Here is a 22,907-nt window from a genome sequence, read left to right as displayed (position 1 = left end):
GTGAAAAGCCGCCAGTATAAAGCATGCGGCAAATTTGCCCTCCGCAGCCAATTCATGGGAATATAGCCTTTTCCATCACGCTGACGATCATGATCAATTGGGACGCCCACGCTTGCCTGCCGCAACATCCGCTGGCCGACTTTACGCCGGTGCGCCGGTTGCACGCTTCCGGCGTCAATTATGTCTCGCTGAATGTGGGTGCGGATATGAATCCGGTGTCGCAAGTGATGTCGGTAATTGCCGGCTACCGCGCCACCATCGCGGCGGATCCCGACCGCTACGTGCTGGTGTCCAGCGTGGACGATATCATTCAAGCTGCCGCCGACGGCCGCATGGCCATCAGCTTCGATCTTGAAGGTTCAATGCCGCTGCTGGACCAGCCGGACATGGTGGCGCTGTATGCGCAGCTGGGTGTACGGCAGATCCACTTCGCCTACAACCGTAACAACAGCGTGGCCGACGGCTGCCATGACGTGTCGCGCGGCCTGACGCCGCTCGGCCATCGCATGGTGGAAGCGGTGAACGATAACGGCATCCTGATGGACTGCTCGCACACGGGCCGCCTATGCAGCCTCGAAATCATGAACACCTCGTCGCAGCCGGTGATCTTCAGCCACGCCAATCCGTACACGCTGGTGCAGCACGGCCGCAACGTCACCGACGAACAGATTCGCGCCTGCGCCGGTACCGGCGGCGTGGTGTGCGTGTCCGGCCTGTCCTTCTTCCTCGGCAGCGAGCAGCCGTGTGCCGAGGATGTAGCGCGCCATGCAGCCTATATCGCCAACCTGGTGGGCGTAAAGCACGTCGGCATCGGGCTGGATCTCTGCTTCCAGCAATCCGACCTGGATGACACGCCACCGGGCGAATTCGATCCATCGCACTGGTGGCCTGCCTCCGCCGGCTACGACATGAACCATCCGCCGAGCTTCACGCCGCCGGAAGTGTGGCGTGAACTGCCGTCCGCGCTGCGCAAGGTCGGCATGAGCGACAACGAAGTAGAACTGGTCTTGGGCCGCAACATGATGCGCGTGGCGCAGCAAGTGTGGAACGGCCCGCAGGCACTGGCCAAAGCCGCGTAGTTACGCGCTGAGGGCCTGCATCTCGCTGTAGAGATTCGACTTGCCCTCAAAGCCGATGCCCACCAGTTCCGGCATGGTGATATAGCCGTTATCGACTTTCACGCCATCCGGAAAACCGCCGAACGGCTGGAACAGGTCCGGGTAGGACTCATTGCCGCCCAACCCCAGGCCGGCCGCAATATTCAGCGACATCTGGTGGCCGCCGTGCGGAATGCAGCGTGTGCGCGACCAGCCGTGTTGGTGCAACATGTCCAGTGTGCGCAGGCACTCCACCAGACCGTAACTCAACGCGCAATCGAACTGCAGCCAGTCACGGTCTGCGCGCATGCCGCCGTAGCGTATCAGGTTGCGCGCGTCCTGCATCGAGAACAGGTTCTCGCCGGTGGCCATCGGTTTATCGTAGTAGTTGCGCAGTGTGGCTTGCAGTTCGAAGTCCAGCGGATCGCCCGCTTCCTCGTACCAGAACAAATCGTACTGCGACAGCGCCTTGGCGTATTTGACGGCGGTGTCCAGATCAAAGCGGCCATTGGCGTCCACCGCCAGCTTCTGGCCGTCGCCCAACACGCTCAGGATCGAGTCGATGCGGCGCAGGTCTTCGTCCAGCGAAGCGCCGCCGATTTTTTTCTTCACCACCGTGTAGCCGCGATCGATGTAGCTGCGCATTTCGTCTTTCAGCGCGTCGTGGCTCTGGCCCGGATAGTAATAACCACCGGCGGCGTAGACGAACACCTTGCGGTCCGGCGTGCCGCTGCCGTAACGCTCTGCCAGCAGCTGGAACAGCGGCTTGCGATCGATCTTCGCCACCGCATCCCAGATCGCCATATCGATGGTGCCGATGGCGACCGATCGTTCGCCGTGGCCGCCCGGTTTCTCGTTGGTGAACATGCAGTCCCACACTTTGTGTGGATCAAGATTGGTGCCATCGTCGTTCAGCAACGAAAACGGATCCGCTTCGAGGATGCGCGGGATGAAACGCTCGCGCATCAATTTTCCCTGCCCGTAGCGGCCATTCGAATTAAAACCGTAGCCGACTACCGGTTTGCCATCGCGGATAACGTCAGTGACGACTGCCACCAGGCTCAGCGTCATTTTACTGAAATCGATGTAAGCGTTGCGGATCGGGGAACTGATAGGGATGGTTTTTTCGCGAATCTCGACGATTTTCATGATGCGGTCTCCGTTGAACAATGACCACAGCTTACTCTTGAAAGATAGTCGTATAATTCACTAAAATTCATTCCTTTATTAACTTCAAGTGAATAACGATATCACCTCTGAGCTGTCGTTCTTTGTGCAGCTGGCAAAGCTGGGTAGCCTGGCCGCTACCGCGCGCGAACTGGGATTGACGCCGCCGGCCGTCACCAAGCGGCTGATGCTGATGGAGCAGCGCCTCGGCGTGCGCCTGCTGAACCGCACCACGCGCCGTGTAAGCCTGACCAGTGAGGGCGAAACCTACCTGACGCAAGCCACACGCATATTGGCCGACATCCGCGACATGGAGGAATCAGTGTCGAGCAGCCGCGCGGCGCCCAAGGGGCTGTTGCGGGTGAACGCCACGCTGGGCTTCGGCCGCACCACCATAGCGCCGCTGGTGTCGGCGTTCGCGCGGCGCTATCCGGAGGTGGAAGTACAGTTGCAGCTGACCGATCGCGCCATCAACCTGGTGGAAGACGCTTACGATCTGGGCATCCGTTTCGGCGAGCTGCCCGATACGCGGCTGGGCGCGCGCAAGATTTTGTCCAACCATCGCTACCTGTGCGCCTCGCCGGGCTATTTGAAGCGCAATGGCACGCCACACACGGCGCAGGACTTAACGCAGCACCGCTGCATCCTGCACCGGCAAAACGACGACAGCTACAGCACATGGAAGCTGCAAAAAGGCCGCAAGCACGAAACTGTGAAAGTACACGGCAGCCTGTCCAGCAACGACGGCGACGTGGTATTGGGCTGGGCGCTGGACGGCCACGGCATCCTGCTGCGCTCCGAGTGGGACGCGGCGAAATATCTGGACAGCGGACGCCTGCAAGTCGTCCTGCCCGACTATACCCTGCCCTCGGCCAACCTGTACGCCTACTACCCGAGCCGCCAACAACAACCGGCCCGCGTCCGCGCCTTTATCGATTTTCTGGTGGCGAGCATACCGGCAGCAACTGCGCCACGCCCTTAAGGCGCTGTTACTTAATCGTGCTGCACTCCGGTACCGGCAAGTTCGTGTTATCGAACGTGACCCGCCGCCCACCGACATCCAGCTCCTTGAAACGCGGAGCGACGAAACTGAATTCGCCCTTGCGCAGTTTTTCCACCAGCGGCTTGCAGGCGGTTTCGCGATAACTCACGGATGCAGCGACGATCCACTTGCCATCGCTCGCCTCTGCAAATAGATAGCCAGCATTGCCGCGCTCTTGTTCCACCAGCAGTACTTCAGGCTTGCCATCGCCATCCGCATCGAGCACGATGGCGTCGCACTTGGCTTCCTTGCGGCTCAGGCATCCGGGCTTTTGATCGTCCGGCGTCAGCTCCCATTCCTGGGCGAGGAAGCTGGCCGGCAGCTGCACACCCGCAGGCCAGACGCTCAGGTTCGCGGCAACCGAAACCGGTGCAGTGAATTTCTTGGGCAGCATCCAGCGATCCTTCGGCGCCAGCGCCAGCACGGCGGCGGCTTCGCGCCGTAGCAACTCGGCATCGGGCCCGCTGCTGCGCTGCTTCAGCGCCTCCAATGCCTCCTGCCCATAACGCCCGCCCTCAAATCGCAGATAGCGGAAATCGAATTTGGCGGCAGCAGTTTTACCGTTCGCCAGCCGCGCCATCTGATTATTTACGCCGATACGCGCCGGATCGGCAATCGGCGTAAATAAAGCCAGCAGCACTGCCAGCACCAAAAAGGAAGCCCACACGTTGACGACGCTGACTAGTAGCAGCCACGTGTCGTACTGATACGCAGCCCACAAATAACCAATGGCGTAGAACGCCGCCACCAGCAGGCAAGCCGCAGCGATCACCCGGTCCGACGTCCAGCCATATTGCGCTACCCGCAGTCCCAGCGCGTAGACGCCGACCGCGATCACCGGCAGGATCAAGATTGCCGCCGTGCGCGCCCCCACGCGCAACGGCAAGGCCACTACCGCCTCGCCATTCTGGAACGCCGCGTTGATTAGCACCAGCAGCACCGCCGCAGCCGTCAACAGCACCGAAGTGGCGTGGCGCGTCTCCCATAGCGCCGTCAAACCGGTGAATGGCAGCGCGCAAAGGAAGCCCGTCACCAGCACCACGGCCACCGGCAAAATCCACGACATCAGCACCAGCAGCAAGGTACGGATGCCGCGCACGATAGCAGGCCGCACGTCCGTCACGTGCAGGGCGCAGGAGAAGGCGGTGCAAATCACCGGCACATTGAACCAGGATTCCTGCAGCAGCTTGCGCAGGAATTCCAGCTTCACCAGCATGAACAACTCCGCGCCCATGAACAGCACGACGAACAGCAAGCCGACGAAGAACGCTGAAAACAACAGTTGTATAGCCAGCTTCCATGCCGTTTCGAAGTAGGTGTTGTAACTGGCGATGCGCCGGCCCTCCTGCGTACCGGCCAGCACCAGGGTATGCGCGATGAAAAAAAACACGACGCTGAAAAACACCAGCAGTTCCGACGGCGAGTAAAACGGCTTCTGCTCCCAGTTGTTCAGCAAGGGATGCGAATTCATGCCGCGCCACGCGTCATGGAACGACAGGAGCAGCAACACAGCCAGCGCCACCATCAGCCAGACCGCCGCCTGGCTCGGCTTGAGGTGGCCAAGACTGGAGATCAGCAGCACCGGCAGTATCAGCAGCACCATCATCAACGGCACCATCACATATGGCGCGGTGGCAGGCCACACCAGGTCACGGGCGGCGGCGTACAGCCAATACAGCAGCAGTCCCTGAACCAGCCCAATGGCCAGCCGCGCCGCCATCACCTTGCGGCTGACTTGCGTCTCCAGTGCGATCTCGTTTGTCTCCATTGTCCCGTCCACGGTTGCCTATTCAATTATTTTAATAATTTAGCATGGATGACCGTGCAGGCGTGGAGGCGCTATAATCAAAGACTATGAATCCACTTCTCGACAAGCTTCATCCCTACCCGTTCGAAAAACTGCGTCTGCTGTTTGAGCAAGTCACTGCCAGCCCTCAGCACAAGGCCATTAGTCTGGGCATGGGAGAACCAAAGCATCCTACGCCACAATTCATCGAGCAGGCGCTAATCGACAATGTCGACGGCCTCGCCATCTACCCGACCACCATAGGCTCGCCGGAGATGCGCAACGCCATCGCCGCCTGGCTGGAACGCCGCTACAACCTGCCGAAACTGAATCCGGCCACACAGGTGCTGCCGGTGAACGGTTCGCGCGAAGCACTATTCGCGCTGGCGCAGGCGGTGATCGACAAGGATGCCAAGTCGATCGTGGTCAGCCCGAATCCGTTCTACCAGATCTACGAAGGCGCGGCCTACCTGGCTGGCGCCGAGCCGTACTTCGTCAACTCCGACCCGGCCCGTAATTTCGGCTGCGACTACGACAGCATTCCGGAAGAAGTCTGGAAGCGTGTTGCTTTGCTGTTCGTCTGCTCGCCGGGCAATCCGACCGGCGCGGTACTGTCGCTGACTGACTGGGAACATTTGTTCGCCCTGTCGGAGCGCTACAACTTCGTGATCGCCGCCGACGAGTGCTACTCCGAGATTTATCACGGCGAGCAGCCGCCGCTGGGCGCGATGGAAGCAGCCCACCAGCTGGGCCTCGCCACCATCGAGCGTCCTTACGCGCGCCTGGTCGTGTTCAGCAGCCTGTCCAAGCGCTCCAACGTGCCGGGCATGCGCTCGGGCTTCGTGGCCGGCGATGCCGAAGTACTGAAGAAATTCCTGTTGTACCGCACCTATCACGGCGGCGCCATGAGCCTCTCCGTGCAAGCTGCGTCGATCGCGGCCTGGAACGACGAAACCCATGTCGAACAAAACCGCGAACAATACCGCGCCAAGTTCAACGCCATCACTCCGCTACTGAAGGAAGTGCTGGACGTGGAACTCCCGGACGCCGGTTTCTACCTGTGGGCCGACGTCAGCCGCACCGGCCTGTCGGACACCGAATTCGCCCAGCGCCTGTACGCCGAATATAATGTCACCGTACTGCCGGGTAGCTATCTGGCGCGCGAAGCGCACGGCATCAACCCTGGCCGCAACCGCATCCGCATGGCGCTGGTCGCCGAAACGGCGGAAGGCCTGGAAGCCGCGCAGCGCATCGTCCAATTCTGCAAATCCCTTAACAAATAAGATTGAGTTAATCATGAGCCAACAACTGCAACAGATCATCGACCAGGCATGGGAAGACCGCGCCAACATCAACCCAGCCAACGGTTCGGCTGAACTGCGCGACGCCGTCAACCACGTGCTGGCAGGCCTGGACGCAGGCACCATCCGCGTGGCCGACAAAGCCACCGGCACCTGGGTTGTCAACCAGTGGGTCAAGAAGGCCGTGCTGCTGTCGTTCCGCCTGGAGAACAACGTGGTCCTGCCATCGGATGGCACCATGCAGTTCTACGACAAGGTTCCAACCAAGTTCGCCAACTACACCGCTGAAGATTTCGCCAAGGGCGGCTTCCGCGTGGTGCCGCCAGCTGTGGCGCGCCGTGGCTCCTTCATCGCCAAGAACGTGGTGCTGATGCCTTCCTACGTCAACATCGGCGCTTACGTCGATGAAGGCGCAATGGTAGACACCTGGGCCACCGTTGGTTCGTGCGCGCAGATCGGCAAGAACGTCCACCTGTCGGGCGGCGTGGGCATCGGCGGCGTGCTGGAACCGATGCAAGCCAATCCAACCATCATCGAAGACAACTGCTTCATCGGCGCGCGTTCGGAAATCGTTGAAGGCGTGATCGTGGAAGAGAACTCGGTGATCTCGATGGGCGTGTACATCGGCCAGTCGACCAAGATCTACGACCGCACCACCGGCGAAATCACCTACGGCCGCGTGCCATCGGGTTCGGTCGTGGTATCGGGCTCGCTGCCTTCGGACGACGGCAAGTACTCGCTGTACTGCGCGGTGATCGTCAAGCGCGTCGATGCACAGACCCGCTCAAAAACCGGCATCAACGAACTGCTGCGCGGTATCTAAAGTGATTTAAACCGGAGACTCACCATGGCCATGGACCGCCTGTTCCAACTCATGAAGGAAAAAAACGCGTCGGACATGTTCTTCGCGGTGAACTCTCCGGTTCACATCAAAATCAATGGGAACCTGATTCCCATTAACCAGCAAAAGCTGGAACCAGAAAACATTCATGCCCTGCTGGCGGAAATCGCCACGCCGGAGCAGATGGACGAACTGGCCGCCACCAATGAATTAAACATGGGCGTATCGGTGCCTAACCTGGGCCGCTTCCGCCTGTCCGCGTTCAAGCAGCGCGGCAGCATCTCCGCCGTGTTCCGCTTTGTGCCCGCTACCATTCCGCTGCTGGCCGACCTTCAGCTGCCGCCGGTGCTGGCAGACCTGATCATGGAAAAGCGCGGATTGCTGCTGCTGGTGGGTTCCACCGGCTCCGGCAAATCGACCACCATCGCCTCGATGCTGGATCATCGCAACGAACTGCGCTCCGGCCATATCCTGACGCTGGAAGATCCGATCGAGTACCTGTTCCGCAATAAAAAATCCATCGTCAACCAGCGCGAGATCGGCAGCGACGCCAAGGACTTCTACACCGCGCTGCGCAACTCCATGCGCCAGGCGCCGGACTGCATCCTGATCGGCGAAATCCGCGACAAGGAAACCATGGCCGCCGCATTGGCGTACGCACAGTCGGGCCACCTGGTGCTGGCTACGCTGCACGCGAATAACAGCTACAACGCTTTAAACCGCATCATCAGCTTCTACCCGATCGAAAACCGCGCGGCGCTGCTGCAGGATTTGTCGAGCACCGTGAAAGCCATCGTGTCGCAACGGCTGGTCCGCTCGCTCAACGGCGGCACGCGCTCGGCGGCGGTGGAAGTGATGGTTAACACCCGCTACATCGCGGACCTGATCGAGAAAGGCGAAATTGGCCAGATCAAGGAGGCGATGGAAAAGAGCATGTCGCCCGGCTCGCAATCGTTCGAGCAGGCCTTGCTCAAGCTGGTGCAGGATGGCCTGGTCAGCCAGGACGAAGCGCTGGCCAACGCGGATTCCGCTACCAACCTGCTCTGGCTATTGAATAATGGCCCGGACAGCAAACTCGCCAAGGCCGACGAGCCGGAAGCCCCCAAGGCCTCGCCCAGCGAGGCCTCGTTCACCGAGTTCACGCTCAATACTTAAACTCAAGCGATTATGCCGCCGCCATCCACCAGCACCGTGGAGCCAGTGGCATATGGCGTGGTGACCAGATAGACGACGGCGTTGGCCAAGTCTTCCGGCTGCCCGATGCGCTGCGCAGGCAACCGCGATGCGACGGCGTCAAACTTGGCCGTGCGCGCCTCATCGCTGCCGCCCCACATCGGCGTGGCGACCATCCCCGGCGACACCGTATTCACGCGCACCGGCGACAGCTCCAGCGCCAGCCCGCGTCCCAGCGATTCCAGCGCTGCATTGATCGCGCCTTGCAGCACCGAGGTCTTACTAGGGCGATTGGCCAGGAAGCCCGACACCAGCGTCAACGAACCGCCAGCCGCGATTTTGACGGCGCGCGCCACACGGTACGAGCCCCAGAACTTGCTGTTCATGGCCGCATACGCATCCACCAGCGGCAGCTGACGCACCGGCCCGGACGCCGTCTGCGCCGCCGAGATCACCACATGATCGTATTCCCCCTGCGCAGCGAAGAACGCTTCGACGGCGGCATCGTTCGAGGTATCCAGAACAGCAGTGCGCACCGCACCACCCAGCCGCTCCGCCGCTGCCTGCAATTTGGCCGGATCACGCGAGGCGATTGTCACCTCTGCGCCCAGCGCTGCCAGCGCTTGCGCCGATGCTTCGCCAATGCCGGAACTGCCGCCAACAACCAGTACTTTTTTGCCTTCGAGTTTGCTCATGATGATTCTCCTGAATTAAATGGTTTCGGTTTCACGTAAGGTGTTCGTGCTGCCTGCTGCAAAGCGTGCTATGTCATCCTTGCGCATGAAAACTACGCCGGGGTGCGATTTCGCCCACTTTCGGGAATGGGCTGTCGGTACCCTTCGGTGGCTGGCCGCCCGCCTCGAACTGCATGGAAATCGAAATCGCCAGCCGCGCATTACCGGGCCAGAAATCGCCGGCCTGGCCCAGGAATTGACGGCGCGCGCTGCTCGCCGGTTCGGCGGATAACTTCATCATCTCTCCTTCAGCAATAGTTGGGTAGTCGATGTAGCTATAATAGGAGCCTGCAACTCGCAGAAATAGCCTCTTTTGGGTTATACATATTTTCCATTTCGCGAATAATCAACCACCATGATTGACGACCTGCCCGCCCTATCCGCCTTTGCACGCATCGTCAGCGCGGGCAGCATGTCGGCCGCTGCGCGTGAGCTGGACCTGCCGCTATCGGTCATTAGCAAGCGCATGGCGCAGTTGGAGAAAAGCCTCGGCGTCCGGCTGCTGCAACGGACCACGCGCCGCCAGGCGCTGACCGAAGAAGGTACCCTGTTCCACGCGCGCGTGCTGCGCATCCTCGACGAAATCGAACAAGCGGAAACACTGCTGTCTAGCAGCCGGCGCGAGATCAGCGGTTTGCTACGTGTGACCGCGCCGGGAGAATTCGGCCGCCAGCACATCGTTCCGATTGTGGCGGACTTCCAGCGCCAGCACCCGCAACTGGCGATACAACTGGACTTGAGCGACGCGGTACTCAACCTGCTGGAAAGCGGCCACGATCTGGCCATCCGCTTCGGCAGCCTGGAAGATTCCACACTGGTGGCGCGCCGGTTGGCGCCCAACTATCGCGTGGCCTGTGCTGCGCCGGCCTATCTGGCGCAATACGGCACACCCTCGCATCCAGCGGAACTGGCGCAGCACCGCTGCATCCTGATCGGCGAACAGCGCCGCGCAGAATGGCGATTCCATGGCGAAGAACAGGTGGCGGTGCGCGTGAACGGCGCCCTGATTACCAACGATGGCCAGGCGGCGCATGCCTTGGCGCTGCAAGCCGCAGGCATCGTAGTCAAATCGATCTGGGACGTGGGCGACGACATCCTCGCCGGGCGCTTGCAGCGCGTGCTGCCCGCCCATTCGATGACGACCGCGCCGCTGCAGGCCATCTTCCCGCACAGCCAGAACCTGGCGCCACGCGTGCGCGCCTTCATCGACTATCTGCAGGCCAGGCTACAACAGGCCTGGCGCTGGGATGCTTAGTGGCCGCCATCAGTGGTGAAGCCCCTCCGGCGTGGTATCCTATCGGGTCTAACTTTCCCGACTTATCATGACCATTACTGTCTACGGTATCCCGAACTGCGATACCGTCAAAAAAGCACGTACCTGGCTGGCCGACCAGCAGCAGGATTTTGTTTTCCACGATTTTAAAAAGCAGGGCCTCTCGCGCGACATCGTCGCAGGCTGGCTTAAACATCTGTCGCGCGATGTACTGGTGAACCGCAAGGGCACCACTTGGCGCGCCCTGTCCGATGAACGCAAGGCGTCCATCGTTGACGACGAAGCGGCCATCGCCCTGATGCTGGAAAATCCATCCGTGATCAAGCGCCCGGTGCTGGACAAGAGCGGCACCTTCGCAGTCGGCTTCTCCGACGCGCAGTACCAACAAATTTTCAATAGCTGATATGACTCCATCCAAGACCCTGGCGCTGACCGAAAAGCTGATCTCCCTGTCCTCCGTAACGCCGGACGACAAAGGCTGCCAGCAGCACCTGATCGACATCCTGACCCCGCTGGGCTTCGTCTGCGAAACCATCGCATCGAACGGCGTGACCAATCTGTGGGCGCGCCGTGGCACCACTTCGCCGGTGATGGTATTTGCGGGCCACACCGACGTGGTGCCGACCGGCCCAGTCGAACAATGGCGCTCGCAGCCCTTCACGCCTACGCACCGCGACGGCAAGCTCTATGGCCGCGGCGCAGCCGACATGAAAACCTCGATCGCCGCTTTCGTCGTGGCCTGCGAAGAGTTCATCGCCAAGCACGCCGACCACAAAGGTTCGATCGCTTTCCTGATCACCAGCGATGAAGAAGGTCCGGCCACCGACGGTACCGTCATCGTCTGCAATATGCTGAAAGAGCGCGGCGAAACGCTGGACTACTGCATCGTCGGCGAACCGACTTCGGACGAAACGCTGGGCGACATGATCAAGAACGGCCGTCGCGGCTCACTGTCCGGCAAACTGACGATCAAAGGGGTACAAGGCCACATCGCCTACCCACAGCTGGCCAAGAACCCGATCCACCTCGGCGCGCCAGCGCTGGCCGAACTGGCAGCGGAAGTATGGGACCACGGCAACGAGTACTACCTGCCTACCTCGTGGCAGATGTCGAACATTAACGCCGGCACTGGCGCCAACAACGTCATTCCGGGCGAGATGGTCGTTGACTTCAACTTCCGCTTCTCCACCGCCAGCACGCACGAAGACCTGAAGCGCCGCGTGCACGCCATCCTGGACAAGCACAATTTGCACTACGACCTGAAATGGGCGCTGAGCGGCCTGCCGTTCCTGACCCCGCGCGGCACGCTGAGCGATGCGCTGTCGTCGGCGATCAAATCGGAAACCGGCGTGGACACCGAACTGTCGACCACCGGCGGCACCTCGGACGGCCGCTTTATCGCGCAGATCTGCCCGCAAGTGATAGAATTCGGCCCCCCGAATGCCAGCATTCACAAGATCGATGAGCATATCGAACTGCGTTTCGTCGATCCGCTGAAGAATATTTATCGCCGCACGCTGGAAAACCTGCTCACATAATAAAAGCCATGACCACCACTCCATTCACCACGCCGCGCGACCTGTTGCGCTACGCCGTCACCCGCTTCAACACTGCCCAGCTGTTCTTCGGCCACGGCAGCGCGGAAGCGTTTGACGAAGCAGCTTACCTGATCCTGCACACGCTCAAGCTGCCGCTGGACCGCCTCGATCCATTCCTCGATGCGAAGCTGCTGCCGGAAGAAGTGGCGGCGGTGATGGCCGTGATTAGCCGCCGCACCGACGAACGCGTGCCGGCGGCCTACATCACCAACGAGGCGTGGCTGGGCTCTTATCGCTTCTACGTGGACGAGCGTACCATCGTGCCGCGCTCCTTCATCGCTGAACTGATTCCTGAGTACTTCGCGCCGTGGGTCAACGAGCCTGAGAACGTGGCCAACATCCTCGAACTGTGCACGGGCTCCGGCTGCCTCGCCATCATGATGGCGGACGCCTTCCCGGATGCGGCGGTGGATGCGGTCGACATTTCGGCCGACGCGTTGGAAGTCGCCAAGCGCAACGTGGCCACCTACGAACTGGAAAACCGCCTGACGCTGATCCAGTCCGACCTGTACGCCAATGTGCCGAACAAGAAGTATGACCTGATCATCACCAACCCGCCGTACGTGAACTCGTCCTCGATGAGCAAACTGCCGATGGAATACCGCGCCGAGCCTGAGCTGGCACTGGATGGTGGCAAGGACGGCATGGACCTGGTGCGCCGCATCGTGGCCGGTGCTGCTGAACGCCTGACCGACGACGGTATCCTGATCGTCGAAATCGGCAATGAAAAAGAATTCGCTGAAGCTGCATTCGGTGAAATGGGCCTGACCTGGCTCACCACCAGCAACGGCGACGACATGGTCTTCCTGCTGACGGCCGACCAACTGAAACTGTAAACTATGATTCGCTTCAACCAAGTAAGCCTGATGCGCGGCGTGAAGCCGCTGCTGGAACAAGTCGACGTTACCCTCAACCCGGGCGACAAAATCGGTTTGATCGGCGCCAATGGCGCCGGCAAATCCAGCCTGTTCGCGATGATGCGCAACGAGCTGCATCCAGACGCCGGCGATATCGACTTCCCGGCTAAATGGCGCGTCGCTTACGTGGCGCAGGAAACCCCGCCGCTGGAACGCGCTGCCCTCGATTACGCTATCGACGGCGACGTCAATCTGCGCAAGCTGGAAGCCGAATTGGCACGCCTGGAATCCGAGCCGGAATCCAACGAGAACGGCATCGCCATGGGCGAAATCTACAGCGCGCTGGCCGACGCTGACGCCTACACCGTGCAGTCGCGCGGTGAACAGCTGCTGCTGGGTCTTGGCTTCTCGCTCGACCAGATGCAGCAGCCGGTGGCCAGCTTCTCGGGTGGCTGGCGTATGCGCCTGAATCTGGCGCAAGCGCTGATGTGCCCTTCCGATCTGCTGCTGCTCGATGAACCGACCAACCACTTGGATCTGGACGCCATCATCTGGCTGGAAGACTGGCTGAAACGCTACACCGGCACGCTGCTCATCATCTCCCACGATCGCGACTTCCTCGACGAAATCGTCAACGTTGTGGTGCACATCGACGAGCGCAAACTGAAGCGCTACTCGGGTAACTACTCGGCGTTTGAGCGCCAACGCGCAGCGCAGATGATTCTTGCCGCCGGCGCACTGGAAAAGCAGCAGCGCAAGCGCGCCCACCTGGAATCCTTCGTCAACCGCTTCAAGGCACAGGCCTCCAAAGCGCGTCAGGCACAGAGCCGTATGAAGGCACTGGCCAAGATGGAAGAACTGGCGCCGTTGCGCGCCGCCGCCGAATTCTCGTTTGAATTCCGTGAACCGCTGAACGCACCTAACCCGCTGCTGGTGATGGAAGACGTCAACGCCGGCTACCGTAGCGAAGACGAAAAAACTGGCGACATCTCCGAGAAAACCATCGTCCGCGACATCAACTTCTCGCTGCAAATCGGCCAGCGTATCGGCCTGCTGGGCATTAACGGCGCCGGTAAGTCGACGCTGATCAAAACCATCGCCGGCGAATTGATGCCGCTGACCGGTGAATCAACCACCGGCAAAGGGCTGAACATCGGCTACTTCGCCCAGCACCAGGTGGAGATGCTGCGTCACGACGAATCGCCGCTGTGGCACTTGGCGAAGATTGCGCCGACCACGCGCGAGCAGGAACTGCGCAACTTCCTCGGTGGCTTCAACTTCCCTGGCACCATGGTCACCAGCTCGATCGCGCCGTTCTCCGGTGGCGAGAAGGCGCGCCTGGCACTGGCACTGATCGTGTGGCAGCGCCCTAACCTGCTGCTGCTTGATGAACCAACCAATCACCTGGATCTGGAAACCCGCGAGGCACTGACCGAAGCGCTGGCGCAGTTTGAAGGCACGCTGGTGGTGGTATCGCACGATCGCCACCTGCTGCGCGCAACCACCGACCAATTCATCATCGTTGCCGACGGCAAGCTGCAACCGTTCGACGGCGACCTGGATGACTACAAGGATTGGCTGTTCCAGACCAAGCTGGGTAAGGGCACCGACGTGCTGCCGGCTGCGGGCAAAGAGAACAAGACGGCGTTCCCGGTGCAGTCGCCGGTCGCGCCGCCCAAGCCTGCAGCGCCTGCGCCGCAGCTAAGCAAAGAGCAGAAACGCAAAGAAGCAGAAGATCGCCAGCGCTTGTCCGCAGAGCGCAAGCCGATTGAGCAGAAGATCAAGAAGCTGGACGAGCAGATCGCCAAGCTGACGGCGAAGAAGGCCGACGTCGATGCCCAGTTGGGCGAAGAGTCGATCTACGACGCCGCCAACAAGGCCAAGCTGAAACAGCTACTGGCTGACCAGACTTCCATCACCAAGGATTTGAGTGATCTGGAAGGCGAGTGGCTGGAATTGCAGGAGCAGCTGGAAGCACTGGGTTAAACCTAAGCCGCCTGCCGGGCGCCGAACTGCACTTTGCGGATCGACATCAGCTTATCGATGTCGACCACGATCAGGCGGCGTCCATCCAGTTCACCAAGGCCGGTCAGGTAATCAACTGCGCCAGCGCCGGCAATCGGCTGGATCTGTTCCGGCTTGAGCGCTACGATATCCGTCACTCCATCCACCACCATCCCCATCACGCAGCTGGACAGCTTGAGGATGATCACATCCGTCAGCGGATCATGCTGCGGCGGGCGCGGACCGAAGGCGATGCGCATGTCGACAATCGGCATAATCACCCCGCGCGATACCACCACGCCGGTGACAATTTCCCCATCCGACGAAAAGCGCTCCAATGCCTGCAAGGGCCGCAGCTCCTGCACCTTATTGAAATCCAGCGCGTAATCGAGTCCGCCGAGCCTGAAAACCAGATACTGGCGCGCCTCGCCGGCGGCGGCTTGCGTTATCGAAGAAGACATGATGATCCTTTCGTTCGGGGAACAGCAAGTGCCATCCTAACCGCGCGATCGCCCGCAGGCGTTGAGGCGCATCAAGCTAACCCGGCGCAAGCCGCATGTTTGCTACAATCGCCACATGAACATCATCCATCCGCACGACGTCGAATTCATCGCCATCCGCGCCCAGGGGCCGGGCGGGCAGAATGTGAACAAGGTGTCCAACGCCATTCATGCGCGCTTCGACATCGGCGCTTCGTCGCTGCCCGACTATATCAAGGAGCGCCTGCTGGCCTTGCGCGACAGCCGCATTACGCGTGAAGGCGTGGTGGTGCTAAAGGCACAGCAATCGCGCAGCCTTGAGGCGAACAAAGAGGATGCCTTACGCCGCTTGCAGGAGATGGTGGATGGCGTGTCCGTATTGCCGCCCATCCGCCGCGCCACCAAGCCGACCTATAGCTCGCAGCGCCGTCGCCTTGACGGCAAAGCCAAGGATGGCGAACGCAAACAGATGCGCGGCAAAGTCACATTCTGAACAACTGGTGCACGCCCAGCGCCAATAACGCGATGAAGAAGCAGCGGCGGAACACGGCCGGCGGCATGCGGTCGCGCAGCCACTGGCCGAGCTGCATGCCGGCGACGGCCGGGATCAGCGCCAACAAGGAGTTGCCTGCCGCCGCTGCGTGCCATTCGCCGCGCACCGTCAGCATCACCGCCAGCGCCAGCGTGGCAACGGTGAAGGCCATGCCCATGGCCTGTATCAAGTCATCATTGCCCAGGTTGAGCGCTTGCAGATAAGGAGCGACTGGCATCACGAACACGCCGGTGACGCCGGCCATGACACCAGTGGCAGCACCGGCCAGCGGTCCCGCCCAGCGCTCGGCCGATGGCGCGACGCGCATGCGCCAGCCCGTGAGTCCCAGCACGCCATAGCCCACCAGCGCCAACCCAAGCACTGCACCGCTCCACGCCGCAGCGCCCAGCAGTGGCGCGCACGCCGTGCCGGCGCAAACCGCCAACAGCAGCCAGCGAAAGCGCAGCAAGAGCGGATATAACGCCGGTCCGGTTGCCAGTTGCCATACATTCGTCACAGACGAAGGCACGATCAGCAGCGCGGCGGCTTCCAGCGGCGACATGCGCAGAGTAAGCAAGGCCACAGCCACGGTCGGCAAGCCCATGCCGGTGACGCCTTTAACAACACCGGCCAGTACGAAAACTGCAGCAATAAATAAGGTATCCATGCCTGCCATTGTGCCGCGCCGGACGGCGGCTGAATATCTGGAATATACTGAGCCAGACTTCGGATAAAACATAGGCTATGCGCTTCGACCTGACCGACCTCCAGCTATTCGTCCACATCGCCGAAAGCGGCAGCATCACAGCTGGTGCAGCGCTGGCGCATCTGGCGCTGCCCTCTGCCAGCGCGCGCGTGCGCGGCATGGAGGAAGCGCTCAACGTGCCGCTACTCCAGCGCGGACGACGCGGTGCCGAGCCAACCGAGGCCGGACGCGCACTATTGCAGCACGCCCGCATCGTGCTGCGGCAGGTGGAAGACATGCACGCCGAACTGGCGCAATTTGCCGGCGGCCTCAAAGGACAGGTGCGCCTGCTGTGCAACACCTCCGCCATGACCGAGTTTTTGCCGGATGCGCTGGCAGCCTTCCTGGCCGCGCATCCGCAACTGAGCATCAATCTCGAAGAGCGCCTGAGCCACGATATCGTGCAGGCAGTTGCCGATGGCGCGGCGGACATCGGCATCATCACGGACGCAGCAGACCGCGCGGCGCTGCAAACCTTCCCCTTCCGCGACGATCCACTAGTACTGGTCATGGTGCGCAACCATCCGCTGGCGAAGACGCTGGGCCACAAACGCCACATGGGGTTTGCCGCTGCGCTGGACCACGACTTTATCGGCCTCGCCGGCGACAGCGCCTTGCAACAGTACACCGCAGGACAAGCAGCGCGACTGGGACGGCGCATGCATTGCAAAATCCGGCTGCGCAGCTTTGAAGCCATCTGCCGCATGGTGGCCAGCGGCGCGGGCGTGGCCATCCTGCCTGAAACGGCAGCGCGCCGCAGTCCTGACGACCTGCGCATCGTAAAGTTGAGCGATGATTGGGCCGACCGAAAACTGCTGATCTGCGTGCGCGACGAAGCCACCCTCCCCGGCTACGCGCGCGAACTGGTCGCAACGCTTCGCAGCGACTAATCCGCTAAATACGGCGCCCAGTTGATCGGGCCTATGTGGCCGCTGTGCAGTACGGTCATACCCGGCACGGCGGTGCGTACCTTGGCTTTGACTTCTTTGGCCGGCCGGTCGTAGGGCGGCGGTTCGCCTGGCACGAAGGTCATGGTCCGCAGCAGCACGTCGCCGGTCAGTAGCTCCACTACGCAACGCGCACCACGCTGAACGGCGCTCTTCTGGCGCTGCACCTGGTTGACCTCTTCCTGCGCCTGCTCCTGCTGCACCTGCGCCGCTTTCACCTTCAGCGAAATCTTCGCCACCTGCCGCAGCGATGGGCCGACGCTTTCCGCCATCTTGTGGAATAGCGGCTCCTGCTCCGGCGTCAGCGTCACTTCGCGCTTGCGTACGCGCGTGGCCAGCGTCAGGTAGTTACGGACTTCGGTCTGGCTGGTGATGGCGTCCATCTCCGCCTTGCGCACGTCGGCTTCGCGCGCGGCCTGCTGCACTTTCGGCTGCAGTTCAGCGATCTTCTTGTCGAACTTGGAGGTATCCGGCACCAGCGCGTACAACAGCATCTCGTTCTGCTTGCGCGGCCCGGCGTGCACGATTTCGATTTTGCGCGCGGCGATGGCGCAGCCTTCGGCCACTTTGATCACCACTTCCTCGGCGATGATCTCGCAGTTGCTGGCCTCCCCGATCACCACGCGGGTGCCGGTGATGATGCAGCTTTCAGCGCGCGCCAGCGCGATCTCACCGCGCTTGGTCTGCAGCACCGCGCCCGAGGCCACGCCCTGCACGCGGATTGCGCCGTCGGCATTGGTGGCCGAGCCGCCCATCAGATTTTTACTCAGCACGATGTCGCCGCCACGCGAGATGATGTTCCCGAACACGTCGCCGTGAATGGTGATGTTGCCGCCTTCGACCGAGCGCTGTTCCTGCACGTCGCCGAATTCTTCATACTCGCCGGTGAGCTGCAGGTTGCCCGTGGTGCGTGCACTCACGCCTTCGCGGCTGATAATCTTCGGCCCGATCGACAAGCGCTTGCTGCCTGAGTCCACGCTCAAAAAACCTTCGACCGCCGACACCAAAAACTCGCTGCCGCGCAGATTCTCAATCACCGTGCCCTCGCCGGCCACGCTGGCCAGCTCAATATCCTTGGGCACCGGCGGCTCCAGCACAAGGCCAGACAATTCATAACCGCGAACACCCGGCGTACGCGGCACCTTGCGCAGCAGTTTGACGTTGGGCTTCACCTGCGGGAAGCGGTTCTGGAAGGTTTGCCAATCGAGCTTGCCGTCGGCCTTCTCCAGCGGCGCATTGCTGCGGTGGATATCCTGCGACACTTCAACGATGGTAGCGTCCTTGCCCGGCGTAGCGTTCAAGCGCCGCGCCACGATCAGGCGCGATAGCCGCCCCGTGCCGATCACATCGCGCACCGCCGGCGCATCGATGCCAAAGCGGATGCCCTTGACCCACATGTCGGAGACGAATTCGTCGAAGTTCAAGCGCGCCGGCTGCGGCGGCATATCGGGCACCTCAAAGAACACCGGCTCGAAGTAGTACTCCGCTTCGCCGTTGATGATCTTGACGGTTTTGTAGAGCGCGCGCCGCGCCGCATGGAATGGCTCGATGCTATCGGCAAAGCGCAGCAGGGGCTTGTCGCGCAGGCTGTCCGGCAAATCGGGCCCCACGTTGTACAGCATCTTGCTGAACACCGCATAATCGAGACCGACAAAAAAGGCGCTGCTCAGGAAGATCTGGCTGACCGCCGACAAGCAAGCCACTGCCGCGGCATCGGCTGCAAAGTAGATGCCGTCCGCCCGCTTGACGATCGCTGCAGGCAGATCGCCTTCCGCAGTTTGTTCCAGCGCCGTAGCGTCGTCTGACACAGTGCAATCCCCAGGAAGATGTACGTCGGGCCGATCCGGCCCTTCACTTTTTGATGTTAGTCCAAGATTAGCATGTTACGCACTGCTTGCGCCAGCCGCTTCAAGCGGGCGCGAACCGCTGGCGCGGATTCAAATGCCAGTCCAGCGAACCCACGCCTTCCGCAAACAGCAATTCACCGCCAGTCGGCGTGCCGCGCAAACGCTGCTTGAGATCCTTGGGCGGCAACGCGCGCATGACTGCAGTGTCGCCGGCGAACGGCATGGTGCGCACGATTGTCTCGCCGCTGACCATGTGCAGGCCGCAGCGCGAGATGCCGGCTGCTTCCACCTTTTGCTCGATCACGCGCGCCAGCCGGTCCTGCAGCAGTTTGTGCTGCGTCTGGCCGACTTGCAAATCCTGCTGCAGCTTGTGCAGCACCTTGATCTCCTCCGCCACCGCGCCGGCGATCTTGCGCAGGTGCTGGCCTTGTTCCGGCGTCAGCACCAGTTCCTGCGTGCGCAGCTTGGAGGCCAGCGCGAGGTAGCGGCGCACATCGGGCAATGTAGACAGGCGCGTGATCTCTTCCTGGCTGGCGACATTCGCCTGCGCAAACGCAGCCACGCGCTGCTCCAGTTCTTCGATCTCCTGATCGAACTGCGTCACGTCTTTCACCAACACGTAGATCAGCATTTCGGCACGGCGGCGCGGACCGGCGCTCTCCACTTCCACGTTGCGGCCTGCGACTGCACAGCCCTCGGCCACCTCGATGAAGACCTCATCGGCGATGATCTCGCAGTTGGATGCCTCCACCAATTTCACACTGGTGCCGGAGATAACGCAGTTCTCGGCGCGATTGATGGTGACGGCGCCGTTAGCCGCGTAAATCACAGCATTCGACGCCACGCCAGCGATGTTGATACTGCCGGCCGTGTTATGCACGCTGCCGCTGACCAGGTTCTTATCCAGCACCACCGTGCCGCCGCGCGAACTGATATTGCCGTAGACATTACCGTGCACCGTGATGTCGCTGCCGGTGACTTCGCGCTGCTCCTGCACGTCGCCATATTCTTCATACGCGCCGGCCAGCTGCAAGTTGCCGGTAGTGCGGCCGCTCACGCCTTCCAGGCTGATGATCTTGTCGTTGATGGAGATGCGGTTCGACTTGGAGTCCACGCTGAGAAAGCCTTCGCGCGTGGAGACCAGGTATTCGCCGTCTTCAAACATCTTCGCTTCCGTGCCTTCGCCAGCCAGGAAGCGCAGCGTCAAATCTTTGGGCGGCTCGGGATCGGTCTTGCGGCCTGCAAGATCAAAGCCAGGCAGGCCAGGTATCGGCGGCAGCTTTTTCAGCAGCTGCATATTCGCCTTGATTTGCGGGAAGCGGTTCTGGAAGCTTTGCAGATCGATGCGGCCGTCCGCGCGCGCCTTGGGTGCATCGCTGCGGTGCAGGTCCGACGACACCTCCACCACCGTCGCATCTTGCCCTTTTTCCGGATCAAGATCGGTAGCAAAGGTGATGCGATCAGGTTTGGTCGACGTCATGGCCGCCTTCACAGCCGCCACGTCGATGCCGAAGCGAATACCCTTGTTCCACATGTCGGCGATGAATTCGTCGATGTCGAGATACACCGGACGTTCGGGGATCACGGTGCCATCCGGCAGCGTCATCTCTTCCTGGTACAGCTGCTGAAAATAGTATTCGGCGTAGGAGAGACTCATCTTCGGCGACTTGTACAGCGCCAGACGGTTGCCGTCGAAAACGCGCACATCGTCGGCAAGGCGCAGCGACTGCTGGCCGGGAGCGAGCGCCGGGCCCACATCGTACAAAGCTTTCAGCAGTGCTGGATAACTGAGGCCGACAAAATACCAGCCTGACTGGAACACGTGCGTTATCGCGGCGACCAGCGATGGTTTGCTCATGCCCAAATCAATGTAAATTCCGTCCGCCAGCTTTCCCAAACCAATAGGCAAGCCGGGACCGGAAGCTTCTGGCTCCTGGCCGGCGGCTAGCGCTGCGGATGCAACGTCTTGAACCACGGTCTTCCTCCAAACGGCACGCTCGGGCCGGAAGGCGTTGCGTGTGATTAATTTATCTTACACGCAGACCATGAAAAAAGAAGGAAAATTGATGCCGAAAACGGCACAACTGTGAAGTTATTGATACACATCAATACAATTTAAATATTAATTATATTGTTTTGATATGTTTAATTGCCTGGCAATTAACGACGTGGCGGGTTGGCGTACAGATCCTGGCCCACTTCGTTGATCTGGCGCCGCAGGTCGCGGCGTTCGTCCGGCGTCATGCGGCCGACGCGGCGGTTCATTTCCGCATTGCGGCTGGCTTCCTGCATGGCGCGGCGCTGTTCTTCCGCGCGTGCTTCGTAGCTGCGCGGATCCATCTGGCGATTGTCGTTGGCGGCCGGGCGCTGCTCACTGCGCGCGCCCTGCTGCTGTTGATTCTGCTGCGGCGCTTCGCGGCGCGGACCATCGCCGCCATCCGCATGGGCCAGCGCGGCACAACAGGCCAGCACGGAAGCCGAGAAAAATCGAACGCAAAAAGATGCGCTAGCTGCCGCAGATATTTTTTTGTGATCGATGAACATGGCGTTCCTAAGGAGCTGAATCTATGCCCGCAGTGTATGATGCTTTGACCGAGGGGGTAAGGCTAATTGGGTAAAGTTTGTAATAATTTGTAATGGGTTGTCCCGTGCGCGTTTTCGCAGGACGATTATGACGTTACCATAGCAACATGAATAAGACAAATCTGGCTGACAAATGACTAGTACACCGACAGAATCCAGCAACAACACCGCCAGCTCGAACGGCCACGCCGCCAAGATCATGGTGGTCGACGACGACGTGCGCCTGCGCGACCTGCTGCGCCGCTACCTCACAGAACAAGGCTTTAACGTCTTCACCGCCGAAAGCGCGACCGCCATGAACAAGCTGTGGCTGCGCGAGCGCTACGACCTGCTGGTGCTGGACCTGATGCTGCCAGGCGAAGACGGTCTGTCGATCTGCCGCCGCCTGCGCGGCGCCGGCGATCAGACCCCGATCATCATGCTGACCGCCAAAGGCGAAGACGTGGACCGCATCGTCGGCCTGGAAATGGGCGCGGACGATTACCTGCCGAAGCCCTTCAACCCACGCGAGCTGGTGGCCCGCATCGGCGCCGTGCTGCGTCGCCGCGGCCCGGACGAAATCCCGGGTGCGCCATCGGAAACGCCGCAGACCTTTGAGTTCGGCCAGTTCGTGCTGGACCTGGGCACGCGCACACTGAAGAAAAATGGCGAGACCGTGCCGCTGACCACCGGCGAATTCTCGGTGCTGAAAGTGTTTGCCCGCCATGCGCGCCAGCCGCTGTCGCGCGAGAAGCTGATGGAACTGGCACGCGGCCGCGAATACGAAGTGTTCGACCGCAGCCTGGACGTACAGATTTCGCGCCTGCGCAAACTGATCGAGCCGGATCCATCTAGCCCGCTGTACATCCAGACCGTGTGGGGCCTGGGCTATGTGTTCATCCCGGAGGGTCAGCCTCGCTAA

Annotated in this window: 21 protein-coding genes and 2 pseudogenes; 13 read left to right on the top strand and 10 right to left on the bottom strand. The window is 61.1% G+C overall.

Going from position 1 to position 22,907, the window contains the following annotated elements; translation table 11 throughout:
- The first annotated feature begins 89 nt into the window (after positions 1-89).
- Complete coding sequence (locus tag GTP46_RS17955) at positions 90-1,079, top strand: dipeptidase (RefSeq protein WP_161008005.1); 990 nt, start codon at positions 90-92, stop codon at positions 1,077-1,079.
- Here GTP46_RS17955 and GTP46_RS17950 read toward each other — a convergent pair whose 3' ends face one another.
- Positions 1,080-2,246 (bottom strand): mandelate racemase/muconate lactonizing enzyme family protein, encoded by a 1,167-nt coding sequence (locus tag GTP46_RS17950; RefSeq protein WP_161008004.1) that lies wholly within the window; start codon positions 2,244-2,246, stop codon positions 1,080-1,082.
- Between the two features lie 88 nt (positions 2,247-2,334).
- Here GTP46_RS17950 and GTP46_RS17945 point away from each other — a divergent pair, with 88 nt between their 5' ends.
- Positions 2,335-3,246 (top strand): LysR family transcriptional regulator, encoded by a 912-nt coding sequence (locus GTP46_RS17945; RefSeq protein ID WP_161008003.1) that lies wholly within the window; start codon positions 2,335-2,337, stop codon positions 3,244-3,246.
- Between the two features lie 7 nt (positions 3,247-3,253).
- Here GTP46_RS17945 and GTP46_RS17940 read toward each other — a convergent pair whose 3' ends face one another.
- Positions 3,254-5,074: a DUF4153 domain-containing protein gene (locus GTP46_RS17940; RefSeq protein WP_161008002.1), complete on the bottom strand. Its 1,821-nt coding sequence runs from the start codon at positions 5,072-5,074 to the stop codon at positions 3,254-3,256.
- Between the two features lie 86 nt (positions 5,075-5,160).
- Between GTP46_RS17940 and dapC the strand changes: the two genes are divergently transcribed.
- The 3 genes from dapC to GTP46_RS17925 are packed head-to-tail and all read left to right on the top strand — an operon-like array spanning position 5,161 to position 8,389.
- Complete coding sequence (gene dapC / locus GTP46_RS17935; RefSeq protein WP_161008001.1) at positions 5,161-6,375, top strand: succinyldiaminopimelate transaminase; 1,215 nt, start codon at positions 5,161-5,163, stop codon at positions 6,373-6,375.
- Positions 6,376-6,388: 13 nt separating this feature from the next.
- Positions 6,389-7,216 (top strand): 2,3,4,5-tetrahydropyridine-2,6-dicarboxylate N-succinyltransferase, encoded by an 828-nt coding sequence (gene dapD, locus GTP46_RS17930; protein WP_161008000.1) that lies wholly within the window; start codon positions 6,389-6,391, stop codon positions 7,214-7,216.
- Between the two features lie 24 nt (positions 7,217-7,240).
- Positions 7,241-8,389, top strand: coding sequence for a PilT/PilU family type 4a pilus ATPase (locus tag GTP46_RS17925; RefSeq protein WP_161007999.1), 1,149 nt, complete (start codon positions 7,241-7,243; stop codon positions 8,387-8,389).
- A gap of 2 nt (positions 8,390-8,391) precedes the next feature.
- On the opposite strand, the gene GTP46_RS17920 is transcribed toward GTP46_RS17925, so the two are convergent.
- From GTP46_RS17920 to GTP46_RS17915, 3 genes and pseudogenes are all read right to left on the bottom strand, one after another.
- Positions 8,392-9,105, bottom strand: coding sequence for an SDR family oxidoreductase (locus tag GTP46_RS17920; RefSeq protein WP_371869693.1), 714 nt, complete (start codon positions 9,103-9,105; stop codon positions 8,392-8,394).
- Between the two features lie 12 nt (positions 9,106-9,117).
- A pseudogene (locus GTP46_RS30385) lies at positions 9,118-9,219 on the bottom strand (polysaccharide deacetylase family protein); the annotation flags it as partial.
- Positions 9,218-9,382 (bottom strand): annotated as a pseudogene (locus GTP46_RS17915) (polysaccharide deacetylase family protein); the annotation flags it as partial. The pseudogenes GTP46_RS17915 and GTP46_RS30385, both read right to left, overlap by 2 nt.
- A gap of 114 nt (positions 9,383-9,496) precedes the next feature.
- On the opposite strand from GTP46_RS17915, the gene GTP46_RS17910 reads away from it, so the two are divergent.
- The 5 genes from GTP46_RS17910 (at position 9,497) to GTP46_RS17890 (ending at position 14,855) form a co-directional block, all read left to right on the top strand.
- The gene (locus GTP46_RS17910; protein ID WP_161007997.1) at positions 9,497-10,396 is read left to right on the top strand and encodes a LysR family transcriptional regulator; all 900 of its coding nucleotides are present in this window, start codon (positions 9,497-9,499) and stop codon (positions 10,394-10,396) included.
- A 67-nt stretch (positions 10,397-10,463) separates the two neighbouring features.
- Positions 10,464-10,817, top strand: coding sequence for an ArsC family reductase (locus GTP46_RS17905; protein WP_161007996.1), 354 nt, complete (start codon positions 10,464-10,466; stop codon positions 10,815-10,817).
- 1 nt (position 10,818) lies between these two features.
- A complete protein-coding gene (dapE, locus tag GTP46_RS17900; protein WP_161007995.1) occupies positions 10,819-11,952 on the top strand; it encodes a succinyl-diaminopimelate desuccinylase in 1,134 nt (377 codons plus the stop codon).
- 8 nt (positions 11,953-11,960) lie between these two features.
- A complete protein-coding gene (gene prmB / locus GTP46_RS17895; protein ID WP_161007994.1) occupies positions 11,961-12,848 on the top strand; it encodes a 50S ribosomal protein L3 N(5)-glutamine methyltransferase in 888 nt (295 codons plus the stop codon).
- Positions 12,849-12,851: 3 nt separating this feature from the next.
- Positions 12,852-14,855, top strand: a complete 2,004-nt coding sequence (locus GTP46_RS17890; protein ID WP_161007993.1) for an ATP-binding cassette domain-containing protein — start codon at positions 12,852-12,854, stop codon at positions 14,853-14,855.
- 2 nt (positions 14,856-14,857) lie between these two features.
- Here the strand turns inward: GTP46_RS17890 and GTP46_RS17885 are convergent, their stop codons facing one another.
- Complete coding sequence (locus GTP46_RS17885) at positions 14,858-15,334, bottom strand: chemotaxis protein CheW (protein WP_161007992.1); 477 nt, start codon at positions 15,332-15,334, stop codon at positions 14,858-14,860.
- Between the two features lie 115 nt (positions 15,335-15,449).
- On the opposite strand from GTP46_RS17885, the gene arfB reads away from it, so the two are divergent.
- Positions 15,450-15,845, top strand: a complete 396-nt coding sequence (gene arfB / locus GTP46_RS17880) for an alternative ribosome rescue aminoacyl-tRNA hydrolase ArfB (RefSeq protein WP_161007991.1) — start codon at positions 15,450-15,452, stop codon at positions 15,843-15,845.
- Here the strand turns inward: arfB and GTP46_RS17875 are convergent.
- On the bottom strand, positions 15,835-16,551 hold the full coding sequence (locus tag GTP46_RS17875; protein ID WP_308495433.1) for a sulfite exporter TauE/SafE family protein: 717 nt from the start codon (positions 16,549-16,551) through the stop codon (positions 15,835-15,837). The genes arfB and GTP46_RS17875 overlap by 11 nt on opposite strands.
- Positions 16,552-16,628: 77 nt before the next feature.
- Here GTP46_RS17875 and GTP46_RS17870 point away from each other — a divergent pair, with 77 nt between their 5' ends.
- A complete protein-coding gene (locus GTP46_RS17870) occupies positions 16,629-17,519 on the top strand; it encodes a LysR family transcriptional regulator (protein WP_161007989.1) in 891 nt (296 codons plus the stop codon).
- On the opposite strand, the gene GTP46_RS17865 is transcribed toward GTP46_RS17870, so the two are convergent.
- From GTP46_RS17865 to GTP46_RS17855, 3 genes are all read right to left on the bottom strand, one after another.
- Positions 17,516-19,384: a flagellar assembly protein A gene (locus GTP46_RS17865; protein ID WP_371869689.1), complete on the bottom strand. Its 1,869-nt coding sequence runs from the start codon at positions 19,382-19,384 to the stop codon at positions 17,516-17,518. The two genes, GTP46_RS17870 and GTP46_RS17865, sit on opposite strands and share 4 nt — an antisense overlap.
- A 100-nt stretch (positions 19,385-19,484) precedes the next feature.
- Positions 19,485-21,281 (bottom strand): flagellar assembly protein A, encoded by a 1,797-nt coding sequence (locus GTP46_RS17860; protein WP_161007988.1) that lies wholly within the window; start codon positions 21,279-21,281, stop codon positions 19,485-19,487.
- A gap of 302 nt (positions 21,282-21,583) precedes the next feature.
- Complete coding sequence (locus GTP46_RS17855; protein WP_371869688.1) at positions 21,584-21,895, bottom strand: hypothetical protein; 312 nt, start codon at positions 21,893-21,895, stop codon at positions 21,584-21,586.
- Between the two features lie 244 nt (positions 21,896-22,139).
- Here GTP46_RS17855 and ompR point away from each other — a divergent pair, with 244 nt between their 5' ends.
- The gene (gene ompR / locus GTP46_RS17850) at positions 22,140-22,907 is read left to right on the top strand and encodes an osmolarity response regulator transcription factor OmpR (protein WP_161007987.1); all 768 of its coding nucleotides are present in this window, start codon (positions 22,140-22,142) and stop codon (positions 22,905-22,907) included.

The organism is Duganella flavida, from assembly GCF_009857445.1.
GTDB lineage: Bacteria > Pseudomonadota > Gammaproteobacteria > Burkholderiales > Burkholderiaceae_D > Rugamonas > Rugamonas flavida.
The sequence above is the reverse complement of the archived record's forward strand: the minus strand, read 5'-3'. Positions and strand labels throughout refer to the sequence as shown.

Excerpts from the sequence above, each read along its gene's own strand:
- GTP46_RS17955 (WP_161008005.1), top strand. The coding sequence starts at position 90 with ATGATCAATTGGGACGCCCACGCTTGCCTGCCGCAACATCCGCTGGCC.
- GTP46_RS17950 (WP_161008004.1), bottom strand. The coding sequence starts at position 2,246 with ATGAAAATCGTCGAGATTCGCGAAAAAACCATCCCTATCAGTTCCCCG.
- GTP46_RS17940 (WP_161008002.1), bottom strand. The coding sequence starts at position 5,074 with ATGGAGACAAACGAGATCGCACTGGAGACGCAAGTCAGCCGCAAGGTG.
- dapC (WP_161008001.1), top strand. The coding sequence starts at position 5,161 with ATGAATCCACTTCTCGACAAGCTTCATCCCTACCCGTTCGAAAAACTG.
- dapD (WP_161008000.1), top strand. The coding sequence starts at position 6,389 with ATGAGCCAACAACTGCAACAGATCATCGACCAGGCATGGGAAGACCGC.
- GTP46_RS17925 (WP_161007999.1), top strand. The coding sequence starts at position 7,241 with ATGGCCATGGACCGCCTGTTCCAACTCATGAAGGAAAAAAACGCGTCG.
- GTP46_RS17910 (WP_161007997.1), top strand. The coding sequence starts at position 9,497 with ATGATTGACGACCTGCCCGCCCTATCCGCCTTTGCACGCATCGTCAGC.
- GTP46_RS17905 (WP_161007996.1), top strand. The coding sequence starts at position 10,464 with ATGACCATTACTGTCTACGGTATCCCGAACTGCGATACCGTCAAAAAA.
- dapE (WP_161007995.1), top strand. The coding sequence starts at position 10,819 with ATGACTCCATCCAAGACCCTGGCGCTGACCGAAAAGCTGATCTCCCTG.
- prmB (WP_161007994.1), top strand. The coding sequence starts at position 11,961 with ATGACCACCACTCCATTCACCACGCCGCGCGACCTGTTGCGCTACGCC.
- GTP46_RS17890 (WP_161007993.1), top strand. The coding sequence starts at position 12,852 with ATGATTCGCTTCAACCAAGTAAGCCTGATGCGCGGCGTGAAGCCGCTG.
- GTP46_RS17885 (WP_161007992.1), bottom strand. The coding sequence starts at position 15,334 with ATGTCTTCTTCGATAACGCAAGCCGCCGCCGGCGAGGCGCGCCAGTAT.
- arfB (WP_161007991.1), top strand. The coding sequence starts at position 15,450 with ATGAACATCATCCATCCGCACGACGTCGAATTCATCGCCATCCGCGCC.
- GTP46_RS17875 (WP_308495433.1), bottom strand. The coding sequence starts at position 16,551 with ATGGATACCTTATTTATTGCTGCAGTTTTCGTACTGGCCGGTGTTGTT.
- GTP46_RS17870 (WP_161007989.1), top strand. The coding sequence starts at position 16,629 with ATGCGCTTCGACCTGACCGACCTCCAGCTATTCGTCCACATCGCCGAA.
- GTP46_RS17860 (WP_161007988.1), bottom strand. The coding sequence starts at position 21,281 with ATGAGCAAACCATCGCTGGTCGCCGCGATAACGCACGTGTTCCAGTCA.
- ompR (WP_161007987.1), top strand. The coding sequence starts at position 22,140 with ATGACTAGTACACCGACAGAATCCAGCAACAACACCGCCAGCTCGAAC.